This window comes from Alloalcanivorax sp., from assembly GCF_964221125.1.
GTDB classification, from domain to species: domain Bacteria; phylum Pseudomonadota; class Gammaproteobacteria; order Pseudomonadales; family Alcanivoracaceae; genus Alloalcanivorax; species Alloalcanivorax venustensis.
The window spans coordinates 1-17,738 of the sequence record NZ_CAXPXK010000104.1 but is presented as its reverse complement, the minus strand read 5'-3'; the positions used below and the strand labels follow the sequence as shown (position 1 = coordinate 17,738).

19 protein-coding genes are annotated in these 17,738 nt (G+C 65.6%); 9 read left to right on the top strand and 10 right to left on the bottom strand.

Translation table 11 applies throughout. The annotated features are described in order from the left end of the window. Positions 1-419 (bottom strand): alpha/beta fold hydrolase (locus tag ACEQZD_RS13110; RefSeq protein WP_370186024.1); only part of this gene is annotated, 419 nt, incomplete at its 3' end. Between the two features lie 21 nt (positions 420-440). Then, positions 441-1,118 (bottom strand): histidine phosphatase family protein, encoded by a 678-nt coding sequence (locus tag ACEQZD_RS13105; RefSeq protein ID WP_142947575.1) that lies wholly within the window; start codon positions 1,116-1,118, stop codon positions 441-443. 95 nt (positions 1,119-1,213) lie between these two features. On the opposite strand from ACEQZD_RS13105, the gene ACEQZD_RS13100 reads away from it, so the two are divergent. The 3 genes from ACEQZD_RS13100 to ACEQZD_RS13090 all read left to right on the top strand — a co-directional run bounded on the left by ACEQZD_RS13100 (position 1,214) and on the right by ACEQZD_RS13090 (position 3,807). Beyond that, positions 1,214-2,128: a LysR family transcriptional regulator gene (locus ACEQZD_RS13100; RefSeq protein WP_142947574.1), complete on the top strand. Its 915-nt coding sequence runs from the start codon at positions 1,214-1,216 to the stop codon at positions 2,126-2,128. Positions 2,129-2,463: 335 nt separating this feature from the next. Continuing rightward, entirely contained in the window at positions 2,464-3,189 is a 726-nt protein-coding gene (locus ACEQZD_RS13095; protein ID WP_370186022.1) for an SDR family oxidoreductase, read from the top strand. 30 nt (positions 3,190-3,219) lie between these two features. Continuing rightward, the gene (locus ACEQZD_RS13090; RefSeq protein WP_370186021.1) at positions 3,220-3,807 is read left to right on the top strand and encodes a 2-hydroxychromene-2-carboxylate isomerase; all 588 of its coding nucleotides are present in this window, start codon (positions 3,220-3,222) and stop codon (positions 3,805-3,807) included. A gap of 8 nt (positions 3,808-3,815) precedes the next feature. Here the strand turns inward: ACEQZD_RS13090 and speE are convergent, their stop codons facing one another. Then, entirely contained in the window at positions 3,816-4,673 is an 858-nt protein-coding gene (gene speE / locus ACEQZD_RS13085) for a polyamine aminopropyltransferase (RefSeq protein ID WP_194854820.1), read from the bottom strand. 159 nt (positions 4,674-4,832) lie between these two features. Between speE and speA the strand changes: the two genes are divergently transcribed. From speA to betA, 4 genes are all read left to right on the top strand, one after another. Continuing rightward, positions 4,833-6,710, top strand: coding sequence for a biosynthetic arginine decarboxylase (speA, locus tag ACEQZD_RS13080; RefSeq protein ID WP_370186019.1), 1,878 nt, complete (start codon positions 4,833-4,835; stop codon positions 6,708-6,710). Positions 6,711-6,714: 4 nt separating this feature from the next. Beyond that, positions 6,715-7,170 (top strand): DUF4112 domain-containing protein, encoded by a 456-nt coding sequence (locus ACEQZD_RS13075; protein ID WP_370186017.1) that lies wholly within the window; start codon positions 6,715-6,717, stop codon positions 7,168-7,170. A gap of 179 nt (positions 7,171-7,349) precedes the next feature. Further along, positions 7,350-9,422 carry a choline BCCT transporter BetT gene (betT, locus tag ACEQZD_RS13070; protein WP_335628150.1) on the top strand — a complete coding sequence of 691 codons (2,073 nt, stop codon included), beginning with the start codon at positions 7,350-7,352 and terminating at the stop codon, positions 9,420-9,422. Beyond that, positions 9,419-11,110, top strand: a complete 1,692-nt coding sequence (betA, locus tag ACEQZD_RS13065; protein WP_142947567.1) for a choline dehydrogenase — start codon at positions 9,419-9,421, stop codon at positions 11,108-11,110. The genes betT and betA overlap by 4 nt, the downstream gene beginning before the upstream one ends. A gap of 141 nt (positions 11,111-11,251) precedes the next feature. Here betA and betB read toward each other — a convergent pair whose 3' ends face one another. Continuing rightward, the gene (betB, locus tag ACEQZD_RS13060; protein ID WP_370186014.1) at positions 11,252-12,715 is read right to left on the bottom strand and encodes a betaine-aldehyde dehydrogenase; all 1,464 of its coding nucleotides are present in this window, start codon (positions 12,713-12,715) and stop codon (positions 11,252-11,254) included. Between the two features lie 23 nt (positions 12,716-12,738). Beyond that, positions 12,739-13,407 carry a DUF523 domain-containing protein gene (locus tag ACEQZD_RS13055; protein ID WP_142947565.1) on the bottom strand — a complete coding sequence of 223 codons (669 nt, stop codon included), beginning with the start codon at positions 13,405-13,407 and terminating at the stop codon, positions 12,739-12,741. A 34-nt stretch (positions 13,408-13,441) separates the two neighbouring features. Here ACEQZD_RS13055 and ACEQZD_RS13050 point away from each other — a divergent pair, with 34 nt between their 5' ends. Together ACEQZD_RS13050 and ACEQZD_RS13045 are read left to right on the top strand one after the other, a co-directional pair. Continuing rightward, complete coding sequence (locus ACEQZD_RS13050; protein ID WP_370186013.1) at positions 13,442-14,413, top strand: 2-hydroxyacid dehydrogenase; 972 nt, start codon at positions 13,442-13,444, stop codon at positions 14,411-14,413. A gap of 15 nt (positions 14,414-14,428) precedes the next feature. Then, complete coding sequence (locus ACEQZD_RS13045; RefSeq protein ID WP_370186011.1) at positions 14,429-14,854, top strand: secondary thiamine-phosphate synthase enzyme YjbQ; 426 nt, start codon at positions 14,429-14,431, stop codon at positions 14,852-14,854. Positions 14,855-14,875: 21 nt separating this feature from the next. On the opposite strand, the gene ACEQZD_RS13040 is transcribed toward ACEQZD_RS13045, so the two are convergent. The 5 genes from ACEQZD_RS13040 to ACEQZD_RS13020 all read right to left on the bottom strand — a co-directional run. Then, positions 14,876-15,604, bottom strand: a complete 729-nt coding sequence (locus ACEQZD_RS13040; protein WP_142947562.1) for a DUF2057 domain-containing protein — start codon at positions 15,602-15,604, stop codon at positions 14,876-14,878. 80 nt (positions 15,605-15,684) lie between these two features. Then, a complete protein-coding gene (locus tag ACEQZD_RS13035) occupies positions 15,685-16,032 on the bottom strand; it encodes a hypothetical protein (protein ID WP_142947561.1) in 348 nt (115 codons plus the stop codon). Beyond that, on the bottom strand, positions 16,029-16,307 hold the full coding sequence (locus ACEQZD_RS13030; protein WP_142947560.1) for a BPTI/Kunitz-type proteinase inhibitor domain-containing protein: 279 nt from the start codon (positions 16,305-16,307) through the stop codon (positions 16,029-16,031). Before ACEQZD_RS13030 ends, ACEQZD_RS13035 begins: the two co-directional genes overlap by 4 nt. A gap of 56 nt (positions 16,308-16,363) precedes the next feature. Continuing rightward, positions 16,364-16,717: a DMT family protein gene (locus ACEQZD_RS13025; protein ID WP_142947559.1), complete on the bottom strand. Its 354-nt coding sequence runs from the start codon at positions 16,715-16,717 to the stop codon at positions 16,364-16,366. Positions 16,718-16,786: 69 nt separating this feature from the next. Further along, positions 16,787-17,738: cytochrome P450 (locus ACEQZD_RS13020; protein ID WP_370186008.1), on the bottom strand; the 952-nt coding region annotated here is incomplete at its 5' end.

The window sequence follows — 17,738 nt, the reverse complement described above, 5'->3', positions numbered from 1 at the left end:
GACTGCTGCTGGCGGTGCACCGGCAGCAGGTCGGCGTCTTCCGGGTCCGCGGAGGTGTCCAGCAGCACCAGGGCGCGCACCCGCTCCGGGTACTTGAGCGCCAGCCGCATGAAGGTCATGCCGCCCTGGGACAAGCCCACGAAGATCGCCTGGTCATAACCCAGCTGATCGAGCAGGGCGACGCTGTCGTCGGCCATGTCGTAGAAGCTCCAGCCCTTCTCGCGGTAGCCGGAGCCGGTGTGGCCGGGCCAGTCCAGGCTGACGCAGCGGTAGCGGTGGCGGAGTGCCTCGATCTGCGCCTCGAACATGGATTTGTCCGCCAGGACCCCATGGCCGAACACCAGCAGCGGGCCTTCGCCCTCGTCCAGGTAGGCGTAGCGCTGGCCGTTCAGTTCGGTGGTGTGGTGGGTGAACGCCATGGTGGGCCTCGTGATCGCCGGTTAGCGGTAGGTGAGCATGTCGCCGGCCAGATGCAGGTGCTCGTTGAGCGTGGCCAGGCGCAGACGGCCGGTGTTGACCAGCAGCCGGGTGACGCTGGTGTTGATCAGGCCCCGGTTGAAGGTGATCAGCGCCTCCTGGTCCAGCTCAAGCAGGTGCTGAATGGCCACGCTGATGGCGCCGCCGGAGGTGAACACCAGGGCGCTGTCGCCGCTTTCCAGCCGGTTGGCCAGGCTGTACAGGGAGGCCAGCACCCGCTCGCGGAACGCCGGCCAGGTTTCCTGATAGTCGTCTTCGTTGCGCTGCCAGCGGCGCAACGCCTCCTCGAAACGGGCCTGGAAGGCGCGGCGCGGGTTGTCCTGTTCGTTCATCCAGCGGGTGAGCACCGCCCGGTCCTGGGACTCGGGCCAGTGCACCCGCATCAGGGTCTGGTGGTCGTATTCGTTGAAGCCGGTGTCGGTGGCCCATTCCTGCGGCAACCCCAGTGCTTCCAGTGTCGCCTGGGCGGTTTCCCGGTGACGCTGCATGGCGCCGCACACCACCCGCGGCGCGCCCAGATTCTGCTCGCGCAGATGGCGGCCGAGGATGCGGCTCTGTTCCCAGCCGGCGTCGGACAGGGCGTCGTAGTTCTCGGCGCCGAAACTGGCCTGGCCGTGACGGATCAGGTAAATCACTGGCATCGAGGGTCTCTGCTTATTCCCGGAAGTTGACCCCATGCTAGGGGGCGGTTTTCAATTAATCTAATGAATCTGAAAAATACACCTGGATAAGCCCCATGCATGTCTCCCGCTTCGATCTGAACCTGTTCGTGGTCTTCGACGCCATCTATACCGAAGGCTCCCTGACCCGCGCGGCGCGCGTGCTCAACCTGACCCAGCCGGCGGTGAGCCACGCCCTGGGGCGGTTGCGCGACCGTCTCGAGGACCCGTTGTTCGTGCGCCAGGGGGCACGCATGGTACCCACCAGCCGGGCACGCGCCATGGTCACCCCGGTGCGCCACGCGCTGGGCGGACTGCAGCGTTGTCTCAGCGACGAGGGCGGCTTCGACGTGGCGGACGCGGAGCGCACCTTCGTGGTCGGATTGCGCGACGGCCTGGAGGGCTGTCTGCTGCCGCCGCTCACCGCCGGCATTCTTGAAGAGGCCCCCGGCGTGCGGCTGCAGTCGATGACCGTGGCGCGCCGGCAACTGGCGACCGAACTGGCCAGCGGCCGGCTGGATCTGGCCGCCGACGTACTGCTGCCACTGCCGGACGCCATCGAACACCGCCCGGTGATGAGCGGGCCGCTGGTGGTGATCATGCGGCCGGGCCACCCGCTGGCCGGCAAGCTGGACCTGCCGGCCTACCTGGCGGCGCAGCACGTGCTGGTGTCCTCGCGGCGGGAAGGGCCGGGCATGGAAGATTTCGGTCTGTCCCGCCTTGGCTACCGGCGCAATATCCGCCTGCGTTGCCAGCACCACATGGCGGCGTTGTCCACGGTGATGGGCTCGGACCTGCTGCTCACCCTGCCGGGCCTGCTGGCGCGTCAGCTGGCGCCCGCCGGCAGCCACGTGGAGCCGCTCCCCGCGGACGTTCCCGGCCTGGAGCTGCACCTCTACTGGCACCGGGATCAAAGCGCGGACCCGGGCCACACCTGGCTGCGGCAAAGGGTGATGGCGATGCTGGCGGAACAGCAGAGCGAACCCGGCTAAGACACCTTACTGACGCCACCTTCACGCTTACCCAATTCGCCTTATTGCATATCCACAGGGTGCAAGAGCAACCTCGTCACTTGTGACGTGAGTCACATTTTTCGGTTGTGATAATAAAAGTACCTTGGGGATAGAAAAATGGGATGGTTCAAGGATTTTTGGCTGGTTGACTGGCCGATGGTGATACGTCGTGTGGTTCTGATTCTGGTGCTGGGGGCGGTGGCCGTGGGCGGCTGATCGTGAGCATCATCGGTGCGGGTCGGCCGCGCCTTTCCCCTGTTAAGCGAAGCCGGTGCATACTGGGTCGACCTCTGTAGCCTGTACAAGGAGACCCCATGACCGCCCCCGCGATTCTTGTGGTCGGCGCCGGTGACGCCCCCGGCGGCGCCATTGCCCGACGTTTTGCCCGTGAAGGCTTCACCGCCTGTGTCACCCGCCGCACCGAGGACGCCCTGACGCCGCTGGTCGAGCGTATCCGGGAGGAGGGAGGGCAGGCCCGCGGCTTCGGCTGCGACGCCCGCGACGAAGATCAGATGCAAGCCCTGGTGGACACCATCGAGACCGAAGTGGGGCCGCTGGAGGTGGTGGTTTTCAATATCGGCGCCAATGTTCATTTTCCGATCCGCGAGACCACCGCCCGGGTCTACCGCAAGGTGTGGGAAATGGCCGCGTTCGCCGGCTTTCTCACCGGCCGCGAGGCGGCGCGGGTGATGGTGCCGCGCGGCCGTGGCACGATCCTGTTCACCGGCGCCACCGCGTCGCTGCGCGGCGGTCGCGGTTTCGCCGCGTTCGCCGGCGCCAAATTCGCGCTGCGCGCGCTGGCGCAGAGCATGGCCCGGGAACTGGGGCCGGAGGGCATTCATGTGGCCCACACGGTGATCGACGGCGCCATCGACACCGCCTTTATCCGCGACAACTTCCCCGAGCGCTATGCGCTCAAGGACCGCGATGGCATCCTCGACCCGGAGCACATCGCCGACGCCTATTGGACGCTGCACCGGCAGCCCCGCGATACCTGGACCCACGAGCTGGATTTGCGCCCGTGGATGGAAACCTTCTGATCACCATCGTGAATGAATGGAGAGCCGCCAATGAGCCGCGAGCTGGAATTTTTCTTTGATGTGGGCAGCCCCGCGTCCTATCTGGCGTGGACCCAGGCGCCGGGCCTGTGCCGGCGCACCGGTGCCACCCTGCGTTACCGGCCCATGTTGCTGGGCGGCGTGTTCAAGGCCACCGGTAACGCCTCGCCGGCGGCGGTGCCCGCCAAGGGGCGCTACAGCAGCCGGGACATGCAGCGTTTCGCGCGCCGTTACGGCGTCACCCTGAACCAGAATCCGCACTTTCCGGTGAACACCCTGATGGCCATGCGGCTGGCCGCCGCCGCCGTCGACAGCGACCAGCGCGATACCGTGCTGGCCGCCCTGTTCGAGGGGATGTGGCTGCAGGAGCGGGATCTGTCGGACTTGGACGTGCTCGGCCGCACCCTGGCCGAAGCCGGTCTGGATTCGGCGCACTGGGCAACTCTGGCCCAGGATCAGGCGGTGAAGGACAACCTCAAGGCGACCACCGAAGAAGCGGTGGAGCGCGGCGTCTTCGGCGCGCCCACCTTCTTCGTCGGTGAGGAGATGTTCTTCGGTCAGGACCGTCTCGACTTTGTCGAGGAGGCGTTACGGGCCTAGCCCGTGGCTCAGGACAGCGCCTGTTCCATGAACGGCGGCAGCACCAGCGCCGCCTTGTGGATGTCGGCGCTGTAGTAGCGGGTCTCGAACCCCTTGCCGGTGGCGTCCGCCTGGCGGAACCCGGCCACGTCGTGGTCCTTGCCCGCCAGGGTGCAGCTCCACCAGCCGCTGGGGTACACCGGCTGCGGGAACGGCAGCGTGCGGGTATGGCTGAAGCCGGCCTCGCGCATGTTGGCGTGCAGGTCGCGGATGATGGTGTCGCTGTGCAGCAGCGGTGATTCGGACTGCTGCACCAGCACGCCGCCGTCGGCCAGGGCGCGGTGGCAGTGGCGGAAGAACTCCGCCTTGAACAGACCTTCCGCCGGGCCCACCGGGTCGGTGGAATCGACGATGATGACGTCGAAGCGGCCCGCCTCGCACTCTTGCATGAACTTCACGCCGTCCTCGAAGCGCAGCTCCGCCCGCTCGTCGCTGTTGGACTCGCACAGCTCGGGAAAATACTTCTCGGAAAAGCGCGTCACCTGCTCGTCGATATCGATCTGCACGGCGCTGGCCACTTCGCCGTGGCGCAACACTTCCCGCAGGGTGCCGCAGTCGCCGCCGCCGATGATCAGCACGTTGCGCGGTGCCGCGTGGCTGAACAGCGCCGGGTGGGCCATCATCTCGTGGTACAGGAAATTGTCCCGGGTGGTGAGCATGGTGGCGCCGTCAATGGTCATCAGATAGCCGAAGGTATCGGTGTCCCACATTTCGATGTGTTGATAGTCGGTCTGTACCGATTCCAGCTTTCGTTTCAGACGCAGGCCGAAGGCGGTGCCGGCGGAGTCGAAATGCTCGATGAACCAGTTGTCTTTTTCGGAGCTCATAAAGGGGTGTCCGCTAAACGCTTCACAGAAGGCCGCTATTGTAAGCGTTCGGCGTCAATGTAGAAGCGCCGGGGCGCGGTATCCGAGCAACTATTTTTGTCCGCCGGCGGCCCCGGCAGGCATAATGCGGCAAAGCACGCAGCCGCCAAGGAACCGTCCATGACCCAGCCCCAAAGCCCGTTTGACGCCATTTACAATGTGCAGCGTTGGGGTGACGGCTATTTCCGGATCGGCAAGGACGGCCACCTGCATGTTCGCCCCCAGGGCGATCAGGGCGGTGAAGCGACCCTGGAAGCGGTGTTGCAGGCGTGCCGCGCCGCCGGATTGCGCACGCCGGTGCTGGCCCGCTTCTCGGGCATTCTGCGCGACCGGGTGCGGCGCCTGGCCGGCGCCTTCCGGGGCGCCATCGGGGAGCAGGGCTACCAGGGCCGCTACACGCCGGTGTATCCGATCAAGGTCAACCAGCAGCGGCGCGTGGTGCATGAAATTCTGCGCGCCCGGGAAGAGGGTGAGCCGGTGGGGCTGGAGGCCGGCTCCAAGCCGGAGCTGCTGGCGGTGCTGGCGCTCTCCAACCCCGGCGACGTGGTGGTCTGCAACGGCTACAAGGACCGTGAATACCTGCGCCTGGCGCTGATGGGCGAGAAGCTCGGCTTCCAGGTGCAGATCGTGGTGGAAAAGCTCTCCGAGCTGCCCATGCTGCTGGAGGAAGCGCGGGCGCTTGAGGTGTCGCCGCGCATCGGTTTGCGGGTGCGCTTGATGAGCATCGGCAAGGGCAACTGGCAGAACACCGGCGGCGAAAAGTCCAAGTTCGGTCTCAGTGCGCCGCAGCTGATCGAGGCGGTGGAGCACTGCCGCCGGGCGGGCAGGCTGGACTGCGTGCGCATGCTGCATTTCCACCTGGGCTCGCAGATCGCCAACATCCAGGACATCAAGGCGGGCATGCGCGAAGCGGCCCGCTACTATGTGGAACTGCGCCAGCTGGGCGCCGCCCTGGATACCGTGGACGTGGGCGGCGGTCTGGGCGTGGACTACGAAGGCACCCACTCCCGCTCCTACTGCTCGATGAACTACAACCTGGCGGATTACGCCTGGCACATCGTGCATACCCTGAGCGAGCAGTGCCGACGCAGCGACGTGCCCGAGCCGCATCTGATCTCCGAATCCGGGCGTGCGCTCACCGCCCACCATGCGGTGCTGCTGGTCAACATCACCGACGAGGAACGTCAGGCCACGGCGCGGGTGACCGCCCCCGGCGATTCCGACTGCGTGGAGCTGCACGAGCTCTGGCGGTTGAATCAGGTGCTGAGCGGCGAGCACCCCAATCTGCTTGAGGTGCACCCGGAGCTGCTCGGCGCGTGGCAGGACCTGCACCTGCGTTACCTGAACGGTGAAGTGGATATCCGCGGCCGCGCCCGCGGCGAACAGCTCTACACCAACGGGCTGCTGGCGCTGCGCGCCCGTCTCGACCCACGCCGCCGCCAGCAGCGTGATCTGCTCGATCGCCTAAACGAAATTCTCGCCGACAAACTGTTCGTTAACTTTTCCGTGTTCCAGTCGGTGCCGGATGTGTGGGGCATTGATCAGGTGTTCCCGGTGCTGCCGTTGTCCGGTCTGGACCAGCCCGCCACCCGGCGCGGTGTGTTGCAGGACATCACCTGCGACTCCGACGGTCGTATCGACCAGTACGTGGACGGCGAAGGGGTGGAAGCCACGCTGCCGTTGCCGGAAACGCTGAACGGGCACCTGGGCATTTTCATGGTTGGCGCCTACCAGGAAATCCTCGGTGATATGCACAATTTGTTCGGTGATACCGATTCCGTGGACGTGAACCTCAATGAGCGTGGCGAGATTGAGCTGACCCACGCGATTCAGGGGGACACGGTCAGCTCGGTGTTGCGCTATGTGAATTTTGACCCGGAACGGTTGCTGGCTACCCTGGAAGACCGCTGTCAGCAATCCCAGCTTCACGACGATGAGCGCCAGCGTTTCCTGGGTGAAATCCGGGACGGTCTGGCGGGCTACACTTACTTGGAATAACCGCATGGACGATCAAAAACGGGTCCGTCAGCAGGCCACCCTGGCACGCCTGGACCGCTTCAGCCGGTTCACCGATTCCAGCATTCGCATTCCTTTTACCCGCTTTGAACTGGGCGCCGAAGCGCTGATCGGCCTGGTGCCGGTGATCGGCGACGCCGCCGGCCTGGTGCTGTCCGGTTACGTGCTGCTGGAAGCCCAGCGCGCCGGCGTCAGCGGCGCCACCAAGCGGCGCATGCTGCGCAACATGCTGGTGGATTTCGTCGGCGGCCTGGTGCCGGTGGTCGGCGACGCCTTCGACGCCATTTTCAAAGCCAACACCCGCAACACCCGGCTGGTGCGCCAGGACCTGCTTAAGCAGCTGGGCGCGGAGGCGCCGCGGCGGTTCCCCTGGGGCACTCTGGTCGGGCTTTCGATACTGTTCGGCGTGATCACCGCCGCCGGCGTGGCGCTGTTGGCGTAACCCGGCCGTGACGTTACGGTGAAACGCGCCGTTGACAGGTAAAAAGCTGTAACAGGATGCTGCTATTCTCAAATTGGAGGCTGATACTGGCGAAGTGATTAGAAGGCTCAAACAAGAACAGCCTCTCAATCAGGGAACGCACGTATGATTTCGAGCGACGCTTGCCAAAGGAGCTCCGGATGACCACCTCATCGCCTTCCCAGGAATCGGAATCCCTGGATCAGCAGGACCGTATCAACCCGGTCGTTTTTTACGGCTCGGGCCTGGCCATTCTCGTATTCGCCCTGTGGGCGATGTTCTTCACCGAAGCGGCGGGCACCGTGATCTACGCGGCGCTGGCCTGGATCTCCAACAGCTTCGGCTGGTTCTACTTCCTCGCCGTGGTGGCTTACCTGGTGTTCGTGATCGCCATCGCCTGCTCGCGCTACGGCTCGATCAAACTGGGGCCGGACCATTCCGAACCGGAATTCAATATCGTCACCTGGGCGGCGATGCTGTTCTCCGCCGGCATCGGTATCGATCTGATTTTCTATTGCATCGTCGAGCCGGTGACCCAGTTCATGGAACCGCCGGTGGGCGAGGGCGGCTCCGTGGAAGCCGCCCGCGAAGCCATGCAGCTCACCTTCCTGCACTGGGGGCTGTCCGGCTGGGGCATTTATACCCTGGTGGGCATGTCGCTGGCGTTTTTCAGCTATCGCCACGGTCTGCCGCTGACCATCCGCTCCGCGCTGTATCCGATCTTCGGTAAGCGCATTTACGGCAGCATCGGCAACACCGTGGACATCGCGGCGGTGCTGGGCACCGTGTTCGGCGTCGCCACCAGTCTCGGCATCGGCATTATTCAGCTCAACTTCGGCTTGAACTATATGTTCGGCGTGCCGGAAAGCACGCTGACCCAGGCGCTGCTGGCGGTGGGCATCGTCGTGTTCGCCGCCATCTCCGCGGCCACCGGCGTGGAGAAAGGGATCCGTCGCCTGTCGGAATTCAACATGCTGCTGGCCGTCGTGCTGGTGCTGTTCGTGCTGATCGCCGGCGACACCCGCTTCCTGCTGGACGCCTTCGTGATGAACGTGGGCGATTACATTTCCAACTTCATCCCCATGTCGTTCGACACCTACGCCTTTGACCCGCCGCAGGACTGGCTCAACGCCTGGACGGTGTTCTTCTGGGCCTGGTGGATCGCCTGGGGGCCGTTCGTGGGCCTGTTCCTGGCGCGTATTTCCCGGGGGCGCACCATCCGTGCCTTCGTTACCGGCACGCTGATTCTGCCGCTCACCTTCATGATGGCGTGGATGTCCATCATGGGTAACTCGGCCATCGATCTGGTGATGAACGGCGCCACCGAGTTCGGTAACGAGGCGGTCGGCAATCCCGGCTCGGCGATCTACCTGTTCCTGGAGAATCTGCCCTGGGTCACGGTGACCACGGTGGTGGTGACGATACTGGCGATTGTGTTCTTCGTGACCTCCGGCGACTCCGGCTCGCTGGTGTTGTCCAACCTCACCTGTTTTATCCGTGACCCGGCCAACGACGCGCCGGCCTGGATGCGCATCGCCTGGGCCACGGTAATCGGCCTGGTGACGGTGGCGTTGTTGTCCACCGACGGCCTCAACGCCTTGCAAAGCGCGGTGGTGATCATGGGCCTGCCGTTCGCGTTCGTGCTGTTTCTGATGATGATCGGCCTGTTCAAGGCGCTCAGAGTGGAAGGCATGAAAACCACCAGTAACCGTGACGCCCTGGCCGGCCACCTGTCCGCGCGCATCGCCTCCGCCCGCGACCACAGCAACTGGGCGCACCGCCTCAGCCGGGCGATCAGCTTCCCGGGCCTGAAGCAGGTTCAGAAATTCCTGGAAGGCACCGCCCGGCCCGCCTTCGAGGACGTCAAAGCGGCGCTGGCGGAGAAGGACCACAAGGTGGAGATCTCCGTCGGCGAAGGCGACCAGGAGCATCTCGGCCTGGTGGTCGATCTGGGCGGCGAGGAAGACTTCGCCTACACGCTCTGGCCGCGCCAGTGCGCCATGCCGTCCTTCACCATCCGCGCCCAGCAGCGCCGCTCGGTCTATTACCGTCTGGAAGTGCATTTGCGTGAAGGCGGCCTGGGCTATGACGTGATGGGCTATTCCCGCGAGCAGTTGATCGAGGACGTGGTGGACCATTTCGAGAGCCACCTGCAGTACCTGCATCTGCGCCGCGAGAAGAGCCCCGGCGGCGCTTCGGAAATACGCGGCGACTACGAGGAGGGTGAATCATGAGCGAGACGGCCTACGACGCCGAGTTCGATTATGTGATCGTCGGTGCCGGCTCCGCCGGCGCCGCGCTCGCCCACCGGCTCAGCGAAAGCGGTGACCATTCGGTGCGTGTGCTGGAATACGGCGGCAGCGACAACTCCATCTTTATCAAGATGCCCACCGCCTTCTCCATTCCCATGAACATGAAGCGCTACGACTGGGGCTTTCACTCCGAGAAAGAGCCCGGCCTCAAGGGCCGCAGCCTGCACCAGGCGCGCGGCAAGGTGCTGGGCGGCTCCTCGTCGATCAACGGTCTGGTGTACGTGCGCGGTTGCGCCGGCGACTTCGAGGAATGGGAAGAACTGGGCGCCGCCGGCTGGGGCTACCAGGACGTGCTGCCTTACTTCAAACGGGGCGAGGACTGCGTCTACGGTGGCGATGCCTACCGCGGCGACCAGGGTGGTCTCACCACCTGCAACGGCAACAACATGAAGAACCCGCTCTACCGCGCCTTTATCAAGGCCGGCGAGCAGGCCGGCTACGGCTACACCGAAGACTACAACGGTTACCGCCAGGAAGGCTTCGGGCGCATGGACATGACGGTGCGCGACGGCGTGCGCTGCTCCACCGCCATGGCCTACCTCAAGCCGGCCATGAACCGCCCCAACCTGGACATTCAGACCCACGCCCTCACCACCCGGGTGATCATGGACGGCAAGACCGCCGTGGGTGTGGAATACCGCCAGGGCGGCAAGACCCGCCGGGTGCGGGCGCGCAAGGAAGTGATCCTGTCCGCCAGTTCGTTCAACTCACCCAAGCTGCTGATGCTGTCCGGCATCGGTCCGGCGGACCACCTTAAGGAACACGGCATCGAGGTGGTGCACGATCTGCCCGGCGTGGGCCGCAACCTGCAGGATCATCTGGAAGTCTGGGTGCAGCAGGAGTGCACGCAGAAGATCACCCTGAACAGCTGGCTCGGACCCCTGGCGAAAGCCTGGATCGGTGCCAACTGGCTGTTCCTGAAACGGGGCCTGGGCACCTCCAACCAGTTTGAATCCAACGGCTACATCCGCAGCCGCGCCGGCATGAAGTACCCGGACATCCAGTTCCACTTCCTGGCCGGGGCCATCGCCTACGACGGCTCCAGCGCCTTCAAGGGCCACGGTTTCCAGGTGCACCTGGGCGCCAACAAACCCAAGAGCCGGGGCTGGGTGAAGCTGAAATCCGCCGACCCGGAAGCGCCGCCGGAAATCGTCTTCAACTACTTCGCCGAAGAAGAGGACAAGGAAGCCTTCCGCGCCGGCCTGCGCTGGACCCGCGAGATCTTCGCCCAGCCGGCGCTGGACGAATACCGGGGCAAGGAAGTGTCACCGGGCCCGGACGTGCAAACCGACGCGCAGATCGACCAGTGGCTGGCGGAAACCGCCGAGACCGCCTACCACCCGGCCGGCTCCTGCCGCATGGGCACCGACGCCATGGCGGTGGTGGATCCGGAATGCCGCGTCCATGGCGTGCGCAATCTGCGCGTGGTGGACTCGTCCATCATGCCCACCGTCACCAACGGCAACCTCAACGCGCCGACCATCATGATCGGCGAAAAAGCCGCCGACCATATTCTCGGCCGCACGCCGCTGCGCAGCGACGCGCCCAGCTTTGCGCCCGACGACTGGCAGACCTCTCAGCGCGTCAGCGCGCCCGAGCGAACCGTCTAGAGCCGGCCGGCAGGATCCCAGAGGCCTTGTTGGTGCCGCCGTTAGATAAGGCTCTGGGATCCTGCCGGGAGCTTTGCTCCCTTTCGCGGGCGGGGCCCGCTCCCACAAGGCTCGCTCCCGCAAGGCCGGCTCTCGCCATCTTCAATAAGGCGCTTCGACATCCCCTTGCGCCACATACACCGTCTTCAAGCGTGTGTAGTGCTCGAACGCCCGGCGGCTGTTTTCCTTGCCGACGCCGGACTGCTTGAAGCCGCCGAACGGCATCTCGATGGGGGTGATGTTGTAGTGGTTGATCCACACAATGCCCGCCTCCAGCGCGTCGGCCATGCGGTGGGCCCGGTCGATGTCCCGGGTGAACACGCCGCCGGCCAGGCCGAAGGGGGTGTTGTTGGCCCGCGCCAGCACTTCTTCCTCATCGCTGAAGCTGAGCAGCGACATCACCGGCCCGAAGATCTCCTCGCGGACGATGGTCATGTCGTCGTTCAGGTCGTCGAACACCGTGGGCGACACGAAGTTGCCGTTCTCGAAGCCGGCCACCCGGGCCCGCTCGCCGCCGATCAACACACTGCCGCCTTCCTGTTTGCCCTTTTCAATGTAGTCGAGCACATGCCGCATGTGCCCCTCGCTGATCAGCGGGCCCACATGGGTCTCCGGGTCGAGCGGATCGCCCAGTACCATCTTGCCGGTGCGCGCCAGCAGTTTTTCCACGAAGGCGTCCTTCACCGATTCGTGCACGAACACCCGGGTGCCGTTGGTGCACACCTGGCCCTGGGTGTAGAAATTACCCAGCAGCGCGCCGGACACGGCGTTATCCAGGTCGGCGTCCTCGAACACGATCAGCGGCGACTTGCCGCCCAGTTCCAGGGTCACCGCTTTCAGGGAGTCAGAGGCGGCACGCATCACCGCCTTGCCAGTGCCCACCTCGCCGGTGAGCGAGACCTTGTCGATGCCCGGGTGCGCGGTCAGCGCCTGGCCGGTTTCCGCGAAGCCCTGCACCACGTTGAACACGCCGTCCGGCAGGCCGGCTTCCTGGAACACTTCCGCCAGACTCAACGCCGACAACGGCGTGAGTTCGGCGGGTTTGAAGATCATCGCGTTGCCGGCGGCCAGCGCCGGCGCCGACTTCCAGGCGGCGATCTGCAGCGGGTAGTTCCAGGCGCCGATGCCGGCGCACACGCCCAGGGGTTCCGGGCGGGTGTAGAAAAAGCCGCCGTCCACCTGCTGGTATTCGCCCTGCAAGGAAGACGCCTGGCCGGCGAAATACTCGAGACAGTCGGCGGCGGAATCCACGTCCGCTTCCGGCGTCTCCGAGATCGGCTTGCCGGCGTCCAGGGATTCCAGGCGCGCCAGATCATCGCGCTGTTCGCGCAGCAGCTGGGCGGCGCGCATCAGCACCCGGCCCCGGGCGGTGCCGTCCATGGCGCGCCACTGCGCCAGGCCGTCACGGGCGGCCCGGACCGCCCGGTCCACGTCCTTGGCGCCGGCCACCGCCACCCGGCAGATCACGTCGCCGGTGGCCGGATTCAGGTTATCGAAAAACTCGCCGTCGGTGCCTTGCTGGTAATGTCCGCCGATCCATAACAGGCGGTCTTTTTGGCGTTCCATAGGGGTACCTCGATGGCAGTGGGTCACCCGGCCGGTGCGGCCAGATGCTCGATAAAACGTCGGGTGCCGGACAGCAGCGGCTCGTCGAGCCCCTCGCTGCGGCGGCGCAGGGTGTTAAGGGCCTGTTGCGGGTGCGTGCTTTGCCGCCACTGACGGTGGCAGAACAGCCGCACCGCGAACGCGGTCAGGAACGAGGGGTCTTGCAGGTCGCTTTCGTTACACAGGGGCAGGGCCGGAAAGCGCGCCGCCAGCGCGGCGGCGAAAGCGCCGTCGCCCAGGCCCAGGACGCCGCCGTGCGGGCCGTGGACCGGCGTGGTGCCCAGTCCGCAACTGGGCGAGCGGGCCTTGAACACGAAGCCGTCGAGCGGGGTGTCGATATTGCGGGCCTGGGCGCCCAGGGCATCGGTATGGTCCTGGTCGGGCCGGGCTACGCCGCGCACCCGCTGTTCGCCGTCCAGGGTCACCACCTGGATCGGCGGGCGCGGCACCGGCAGGCCGATGGCCACCTCCGGACACACCTCCACGAAACGCACCAGGGGGCCGAGTTCGCGGTGCAACAGGGGTTCGTCGCGGTGGCCGCCGTCGTAGCGGACCGGGCGGCCGAGCAGGCAGGCACTGACGCCCAGCCGTGGCCGTCGGTGCGCTGGCGGGGCTGTTTCGAAGCCCATTTTTTGCAGTAAATCCGGTAGCATGGGGAACCCTCTCCCAACCTGTACCGATTGTCCCATGAAAGGTGTGATCCTCGACAGCCAGACCCTCAAGCCTTCGGAGCTGGACTTTTCCGATCTGGAAAAGCTGCTGCCGGAGTGGACATTCTATGAACAAAGCGGCCCGGACGATGTAAAAAACCGTTTGCGGGGCGTGACCGTGGCGATCACCAATAAAGTGGTGATCGACGCGGACACCCTGGCCGCGTCGCCGGATCTGAAGCTGATCTGCATCTCCGCCACCGGCACCAATAACGTGGACCTGGAGGCCGCCCGGCGGCAGGGCGTGGTGGTCTGCAACGTGAACGGCTACGCCACCGCCACCGTGGCTCAGCACACCCTGGCGCTGATGCTCGGCCTGGCCACCGCGTGGCACCGCTACGACGCCGACGCCCGGGCCGGCCGCTGGTCCGAGTCCGACATGTTCTGCCGCATGGATTACCCGGTGGTGGAACTGGCCGGCAAGACCCTCGGCCTGATCGGCCACGGCGACCTGGGCCGGCGCGTGGCGGCGCTCGCCGAGGCGCTGGGCATGACCGTGCGGGTGGCGGCTTCGCTGCGCCCCGGGGCGGACAACAGCGGCCGGGTGCCGCTGGACACCCTGCTCGGCGAAGCCGATGTGATCAGCCTGCACTGCCCGCTCACCGACGCCACCGAGAAGATGGTCAACCGGGATTTCCTGGCCGCCATGAAGCCCGGCGCCTTCCTGATCAACACCGCGCGCGGCGGCCTGGTGGATGAGCCGGCGCTGGCGGAAGCGCTGCGCGGCGGCCGTCTGGGCGGCGCCGCCCTGGACGTGCTTAGCCAGGAGCCGCCGCCGGCGGACCATCCGCTGCTGGCGCCGGACATCCCCAACCTGATCATCACCCCGCACAGCGCCTGGGTGAGCCGCGAGAGCCGCCAGCGGCTGCTCGACGGGGTGGCCGCCAATATCCGGGCCTGGCGGACCGGCCGGCCCACCAATGTGGTCAATGGTCTGCACAGCGCCTGAAACCGGAGATTAAGAATGTGGTTACAGCGGATTCTTACCCTGGCGCCCCGTGGCCGGGGTTTTCATCTGGTCAGCGACGAGGTGCGTGACGCCCTGCCGGAGCTGTCGGAATACCGGGTCGGGCTGTTGCACCTGTTTCTGCAGCACACCTCCGCCTCCCTGGCGATTAACGAGAACGCCGACCCGGATGTGCGCGGCGATCTGGAGCGCCACTTCAACGTGATGGTGCCGGAGAACGCGCCGCATTACGCGCACACCCTGGAAGGGCCGGACGATATGCCGGCGCATATTAAAACGGTGTTGATCGGCGAGAGCCTGACGGTGCCGGTGCGTGACGGGGCGTTGGCACTGGGCACCTGGCAGGGCCTCTATCTGTGCGAGCATCGCGACCACGCCGGAAGCCGGCACGTGGTCGTGACGCTGCAGGGCGAGAAGCGCTGACGCCGCCCGCGCGGGGTGTTGCTACTGCGAAATCCACTGCAGGAACTGGCGGCGCTCCTCCTGGGTGGCCTGGTTCCACTGGGCTTTCAGCGTGTCCAGATAGCTGGCCTGGCTGCCGGCGCTGGCGCCGCCCTCGGAGCCGTTAGCCGTGCCGCTTTCCGCGGGCGCCGCCGGTGCCGGCGTTACCGCTTCGGCCGCCTTGGCTTTCGGCTGCACCGCGGTGGCCCCCTTGGTTTCCACTTCGGTGCCGGTGATCGGCGCCAGGAAGCCCCGGTTGAGCACCAGGCCGCTGGCCTGGCTGGGCGTCTTCTCGCCGCTGTTCATGTTTTCCACCCAGCCGGAAAAGTCGTCTTCAAGGGCGCGTGCCTGGGTGACGTTCTGCGGGCGCTCGAAATCCAGGCGATAGAACTCGCCGGCTTCGCCGTCCACCACGAACAGGGCCGGGTCGGACTTCATCACTTCGTGGTTGTCGGCGTCCAGATCCCACAGCCGCTTGTAGTAGGCCAGGATCTCATAGCGCCCTGGGGTCACCTTGAGGTCCTTGTGGTCGGTATTGAAGAAGGTGTTGACCCCGTCCACTTCGCTGCCGTTGATGGTGAAGACTTCCAGGTCGGAGGGCACGCGAATCGTCAGCACCTGGCTGTCCGGTTGTTTGGCGCCCTCGTAGAGTTGCACCACCGGGCTGCGGCTACAGGCGGTGAGCAGAAAGGCGGCGGCCGCGATCAGCGCGAACGAACGCAATAAAGCCATGATGTTCTCCCGGTTTGCGGACCCGCCAGTGTGGCGGATCCGTGTGATGTTTTTATGACGGTCGGGGGTAGGGCCAGGCCCTAGAAGCCCCAGGTGGTCAGGTTCGACGGTGGTTCCCCGTTCGCCAGGCTGTTCAGCCCGCGCACGCAGCGCACGATCCACCAGATCACGATGATCACCAGCAACAGCCAGCCGATCAACGCCAGCGTGGTGATGCCCGCGATCAGGTTGTACAGCAGCCCAATCCAGAAGGTGCGGTACTGAAAGCGGAAGTGGGCTTTGTGCGGCTCCGGTGCGTCCGGCGCCTGCAGATGGGCGATCACCGCGCCCACCAGCGCCGTGACGCCGCCGGTGAGCAGGCCGATCAGCAGCAGCGCGTAGTTGATCCGGACCAGCTGGGAGCGGGTTTCCGCACTGCTCTCGCTCACGGCATTTCCTGGTCGGTCAGGTCCGGTGCCGGGGCGTAGCAGGTGGCCATGCACTCATCCATGGTCTCGAACGGCACCTGGCCTTCGCAGCCGCCCCAGGTGAATTCCTGGCAGCTTTCGCTATCACTGTCGTAGTAATAGCCCGGTATGGCGGCGCGGCACTGGCCGCTGTCCGGCGCCTGGTGGCAGGCGTCCGGCAGGGGGTGGGCGTTGCGTCCGCTCTGGCAGCCGGCCAGCGTCAGGACAAGGGCGGACAGGATCAACAGGACACGCATCGGTGGTTCTCCTTGTGCGGTGGTAGCCCACACTATACCCGGACCGGCGGACGGTCTCAGCCCATCAGTTTGCCGCGGAACAGGAAAAACACCGCGCCCAGCAGGCACAGCCCCGCCCACAGGTAGTCCCAGGTGAGTTTTTCCTTGAGGTAAAACAGCGAAAAAGGCACGAACACCAGAAGCGTGATCACTTCCTGGGTGATCTTCAACTGCCCGACGGTGAGCACCTGGTGGCCGATGCGGTTGGCCGGCACCTGCAGCAGATACTCGAACAGGGCGATGCCCCAGCTGATCAGCGCCGCGATGATCCAGGGCTTGTGCGGCATGCTTTTCAGATGCCCGTACCAGGCGAACGTCATGAACACATTGCTCAGGGTGAGCAGTGCCAGGGTGGTCCAGATGGGTGGCAAGGTGGCCTCCTGCGAACATGCGAAAACCCATGTTAGCGCCTGGCCACCCGCTAAACGAGAGGCGCGCCGTCAGCGCGCCGAGATCTCCACCGGCAGGCCGTCCTTGGGCATCGCCAGGGGCACCAGCTGCACCGGCATTTCGTAGCCGTCACGCACGGACACCCGGTAGCGGCGCAGGAAGTGGAACAGGAAGGTCTTGGTCTGCAGTTCCGCGAAGTTCAGCCCCAGGCATTTGTGGTGGCCGCCGCCGAACGGAATCCACTGGAAGTGGTGTTTCTTGTGCTCGGCGCGTTCGTCGCTGAAGCGTTCCGGGTCGAAGCGTTCCGGGTTGCTCCAGTACTCGGGCATGTAGTGGGTGTACAGCGGCGACAGGTTGACCAGGGTGTTCTTGGGAATGCGGTAGCCCTGGAAGGTCACCTCCTCGGCGGTGCGGCGCGGGAAGGCGGTCAGCGCCGGTCTCAGGCGCAGGGTCTCGCGGAATACCCAGCCGGTCTTGGTCATCTTTTCCAGGTCGCCGTAGCCGAGCCGGTCCGGATGTTCCGCGGCGGCGGCCACCTGGTCCATCTCCTCCGCCAGGGTGTCCTGCCACTCCGGGTGTTTGCAGAGCAGGTAGATCAGCGAGCAGAGCGTGCTGGTGGTGGTGTCGTGGGCGGCGAACAGCAGGAAGATCATGTGGTTGGTGACGTCCTGGTCGCTCAGGCCGCCTTCTTCCTCGGCCGCCTTGCACAGCTCGCTGAAGAAGTCCGGGGTGTCCGCCTGGCGCTTTTCCGGGATCAGCCCGGCCACGAACTGCTCCAGGTACCGTCGGCCGCGCAGCCCCCGGTACCAAAGGGTGCCCGGTATCGGCAGACGCAGCACCGCCAGCGAGGCGTCCGCCGCGTCAATGAAGGACTGGTTCACCTTGTCCGCTTCCGGACCCATGCGCAGGCCGAAGAAAATCTGCGCGCCCACGTCCAGCAGCAACGCCTTGATGCGGTCGAAGAAGGTGAAGGTTTCGCCGGTGGGCCAGGCCTTCAGGCCG

Coding starts and splice junctions, on each gene's coding strand:
- betA (WP_142947567.1), top strand. CDS start 9,419: ATGAGCGAGACGGCCTACGACGCCGAGTTCGATTATGTGATCGTCGGT.
- ACEQZD_RS13100 (WP_142947574.1), top strand. CDS start 1,214: ATGCATGTCTCCCGCTTCGATCTGAACCTGTTCGTGGTCTTCGACGCC.
- ACEQZD_RS13075 (WP_370186017.1), top strand. CDS start 6,715: ATGGACGATCAAAAACGGGTCCGTCAGCAGGCCACCCTGGCACGCCTG.
- speE (WP_194854820.1), bottom strand. CDS start 4,673: ATGAGCTCCGAAAAAGACAACTGGTTCATCGAGCATTTCGACTCCGCC.
- betT (WP_335628150.1), top strand. CDS start 7,350: ATGACCACCTCATCGCCTTCCCAGGAATCGGAATCCCTGGATCAGCAG.
- ACEQZD_RS13045 (WP_370186011.1), top strand. CDS start 14,429: ATGTGGTTACAGCGGATTCTTACCCTGGCGCCCCGTGGCCGGGGTTTT.
- speA (WP_370186019.1), top strand. CDS start 4,833: ATGACCCAGCCCCAAAGCCCGTTTGACGCCATTTACAATGTGCAGCGT.
- ACEQZD_RS13040 (WP_142947562.1), bottom strand. CDS start 15,604: ATGGCTTTATTGCGTTCGTTCGCGCTGATCGCGGCCGCCGCCTTTCTG.
- betB (WP_370186014.1), bottom strand. CDS start 12,715: ATGGAACGCCAAAAAGACCGCCTGTTATGGATCGGCGGACATTACCAG.
- ACEQZD_RS13105 (WP_142947575.1), bottom strand. CDS start 1,118: ATGCCAGTGATTTACCTGATCCGTCACGGCCAGGCCAGTTTCGGCGCC.
- ACEQZD_RS13055 (WP_142947565.1), bottom strand. CDS start 13,407: ATGCTACCGGATTTACTGCAAAAAATGGGCTTCGAAACAGCCCCGCCA.
- ACEQZD_RS13050 (WP_370186013.1), top strand. CDS start 13,442: ATGAAAGGTGTGATCCTCGACAGCCAGACCCTCAAGCCTTCGGAGCTG.
- ACEQZD_RS13095 (WP_370186022.1), top strand. CDS start 2,464: ATGACCGCCCCCGCGATTCTTGTGGTCGGCGCCGGTGACGCCCCCGGC.
- ACEQZD_RS13090 (WP_370186021.1), top strand. CDS start 3,220: ATGAGCCGCGAGCTGGAATTTTTCTTTGATGTGGGCAGCCCCGCGTCC.
- ACEQZD_RS13030 (WP_142947560.1), bottom strand. CDS start 16,307: ATGCGTGTCCTGTTGATCCTGTCCGCCCTTGTCCTGACGCTGGCCGGC.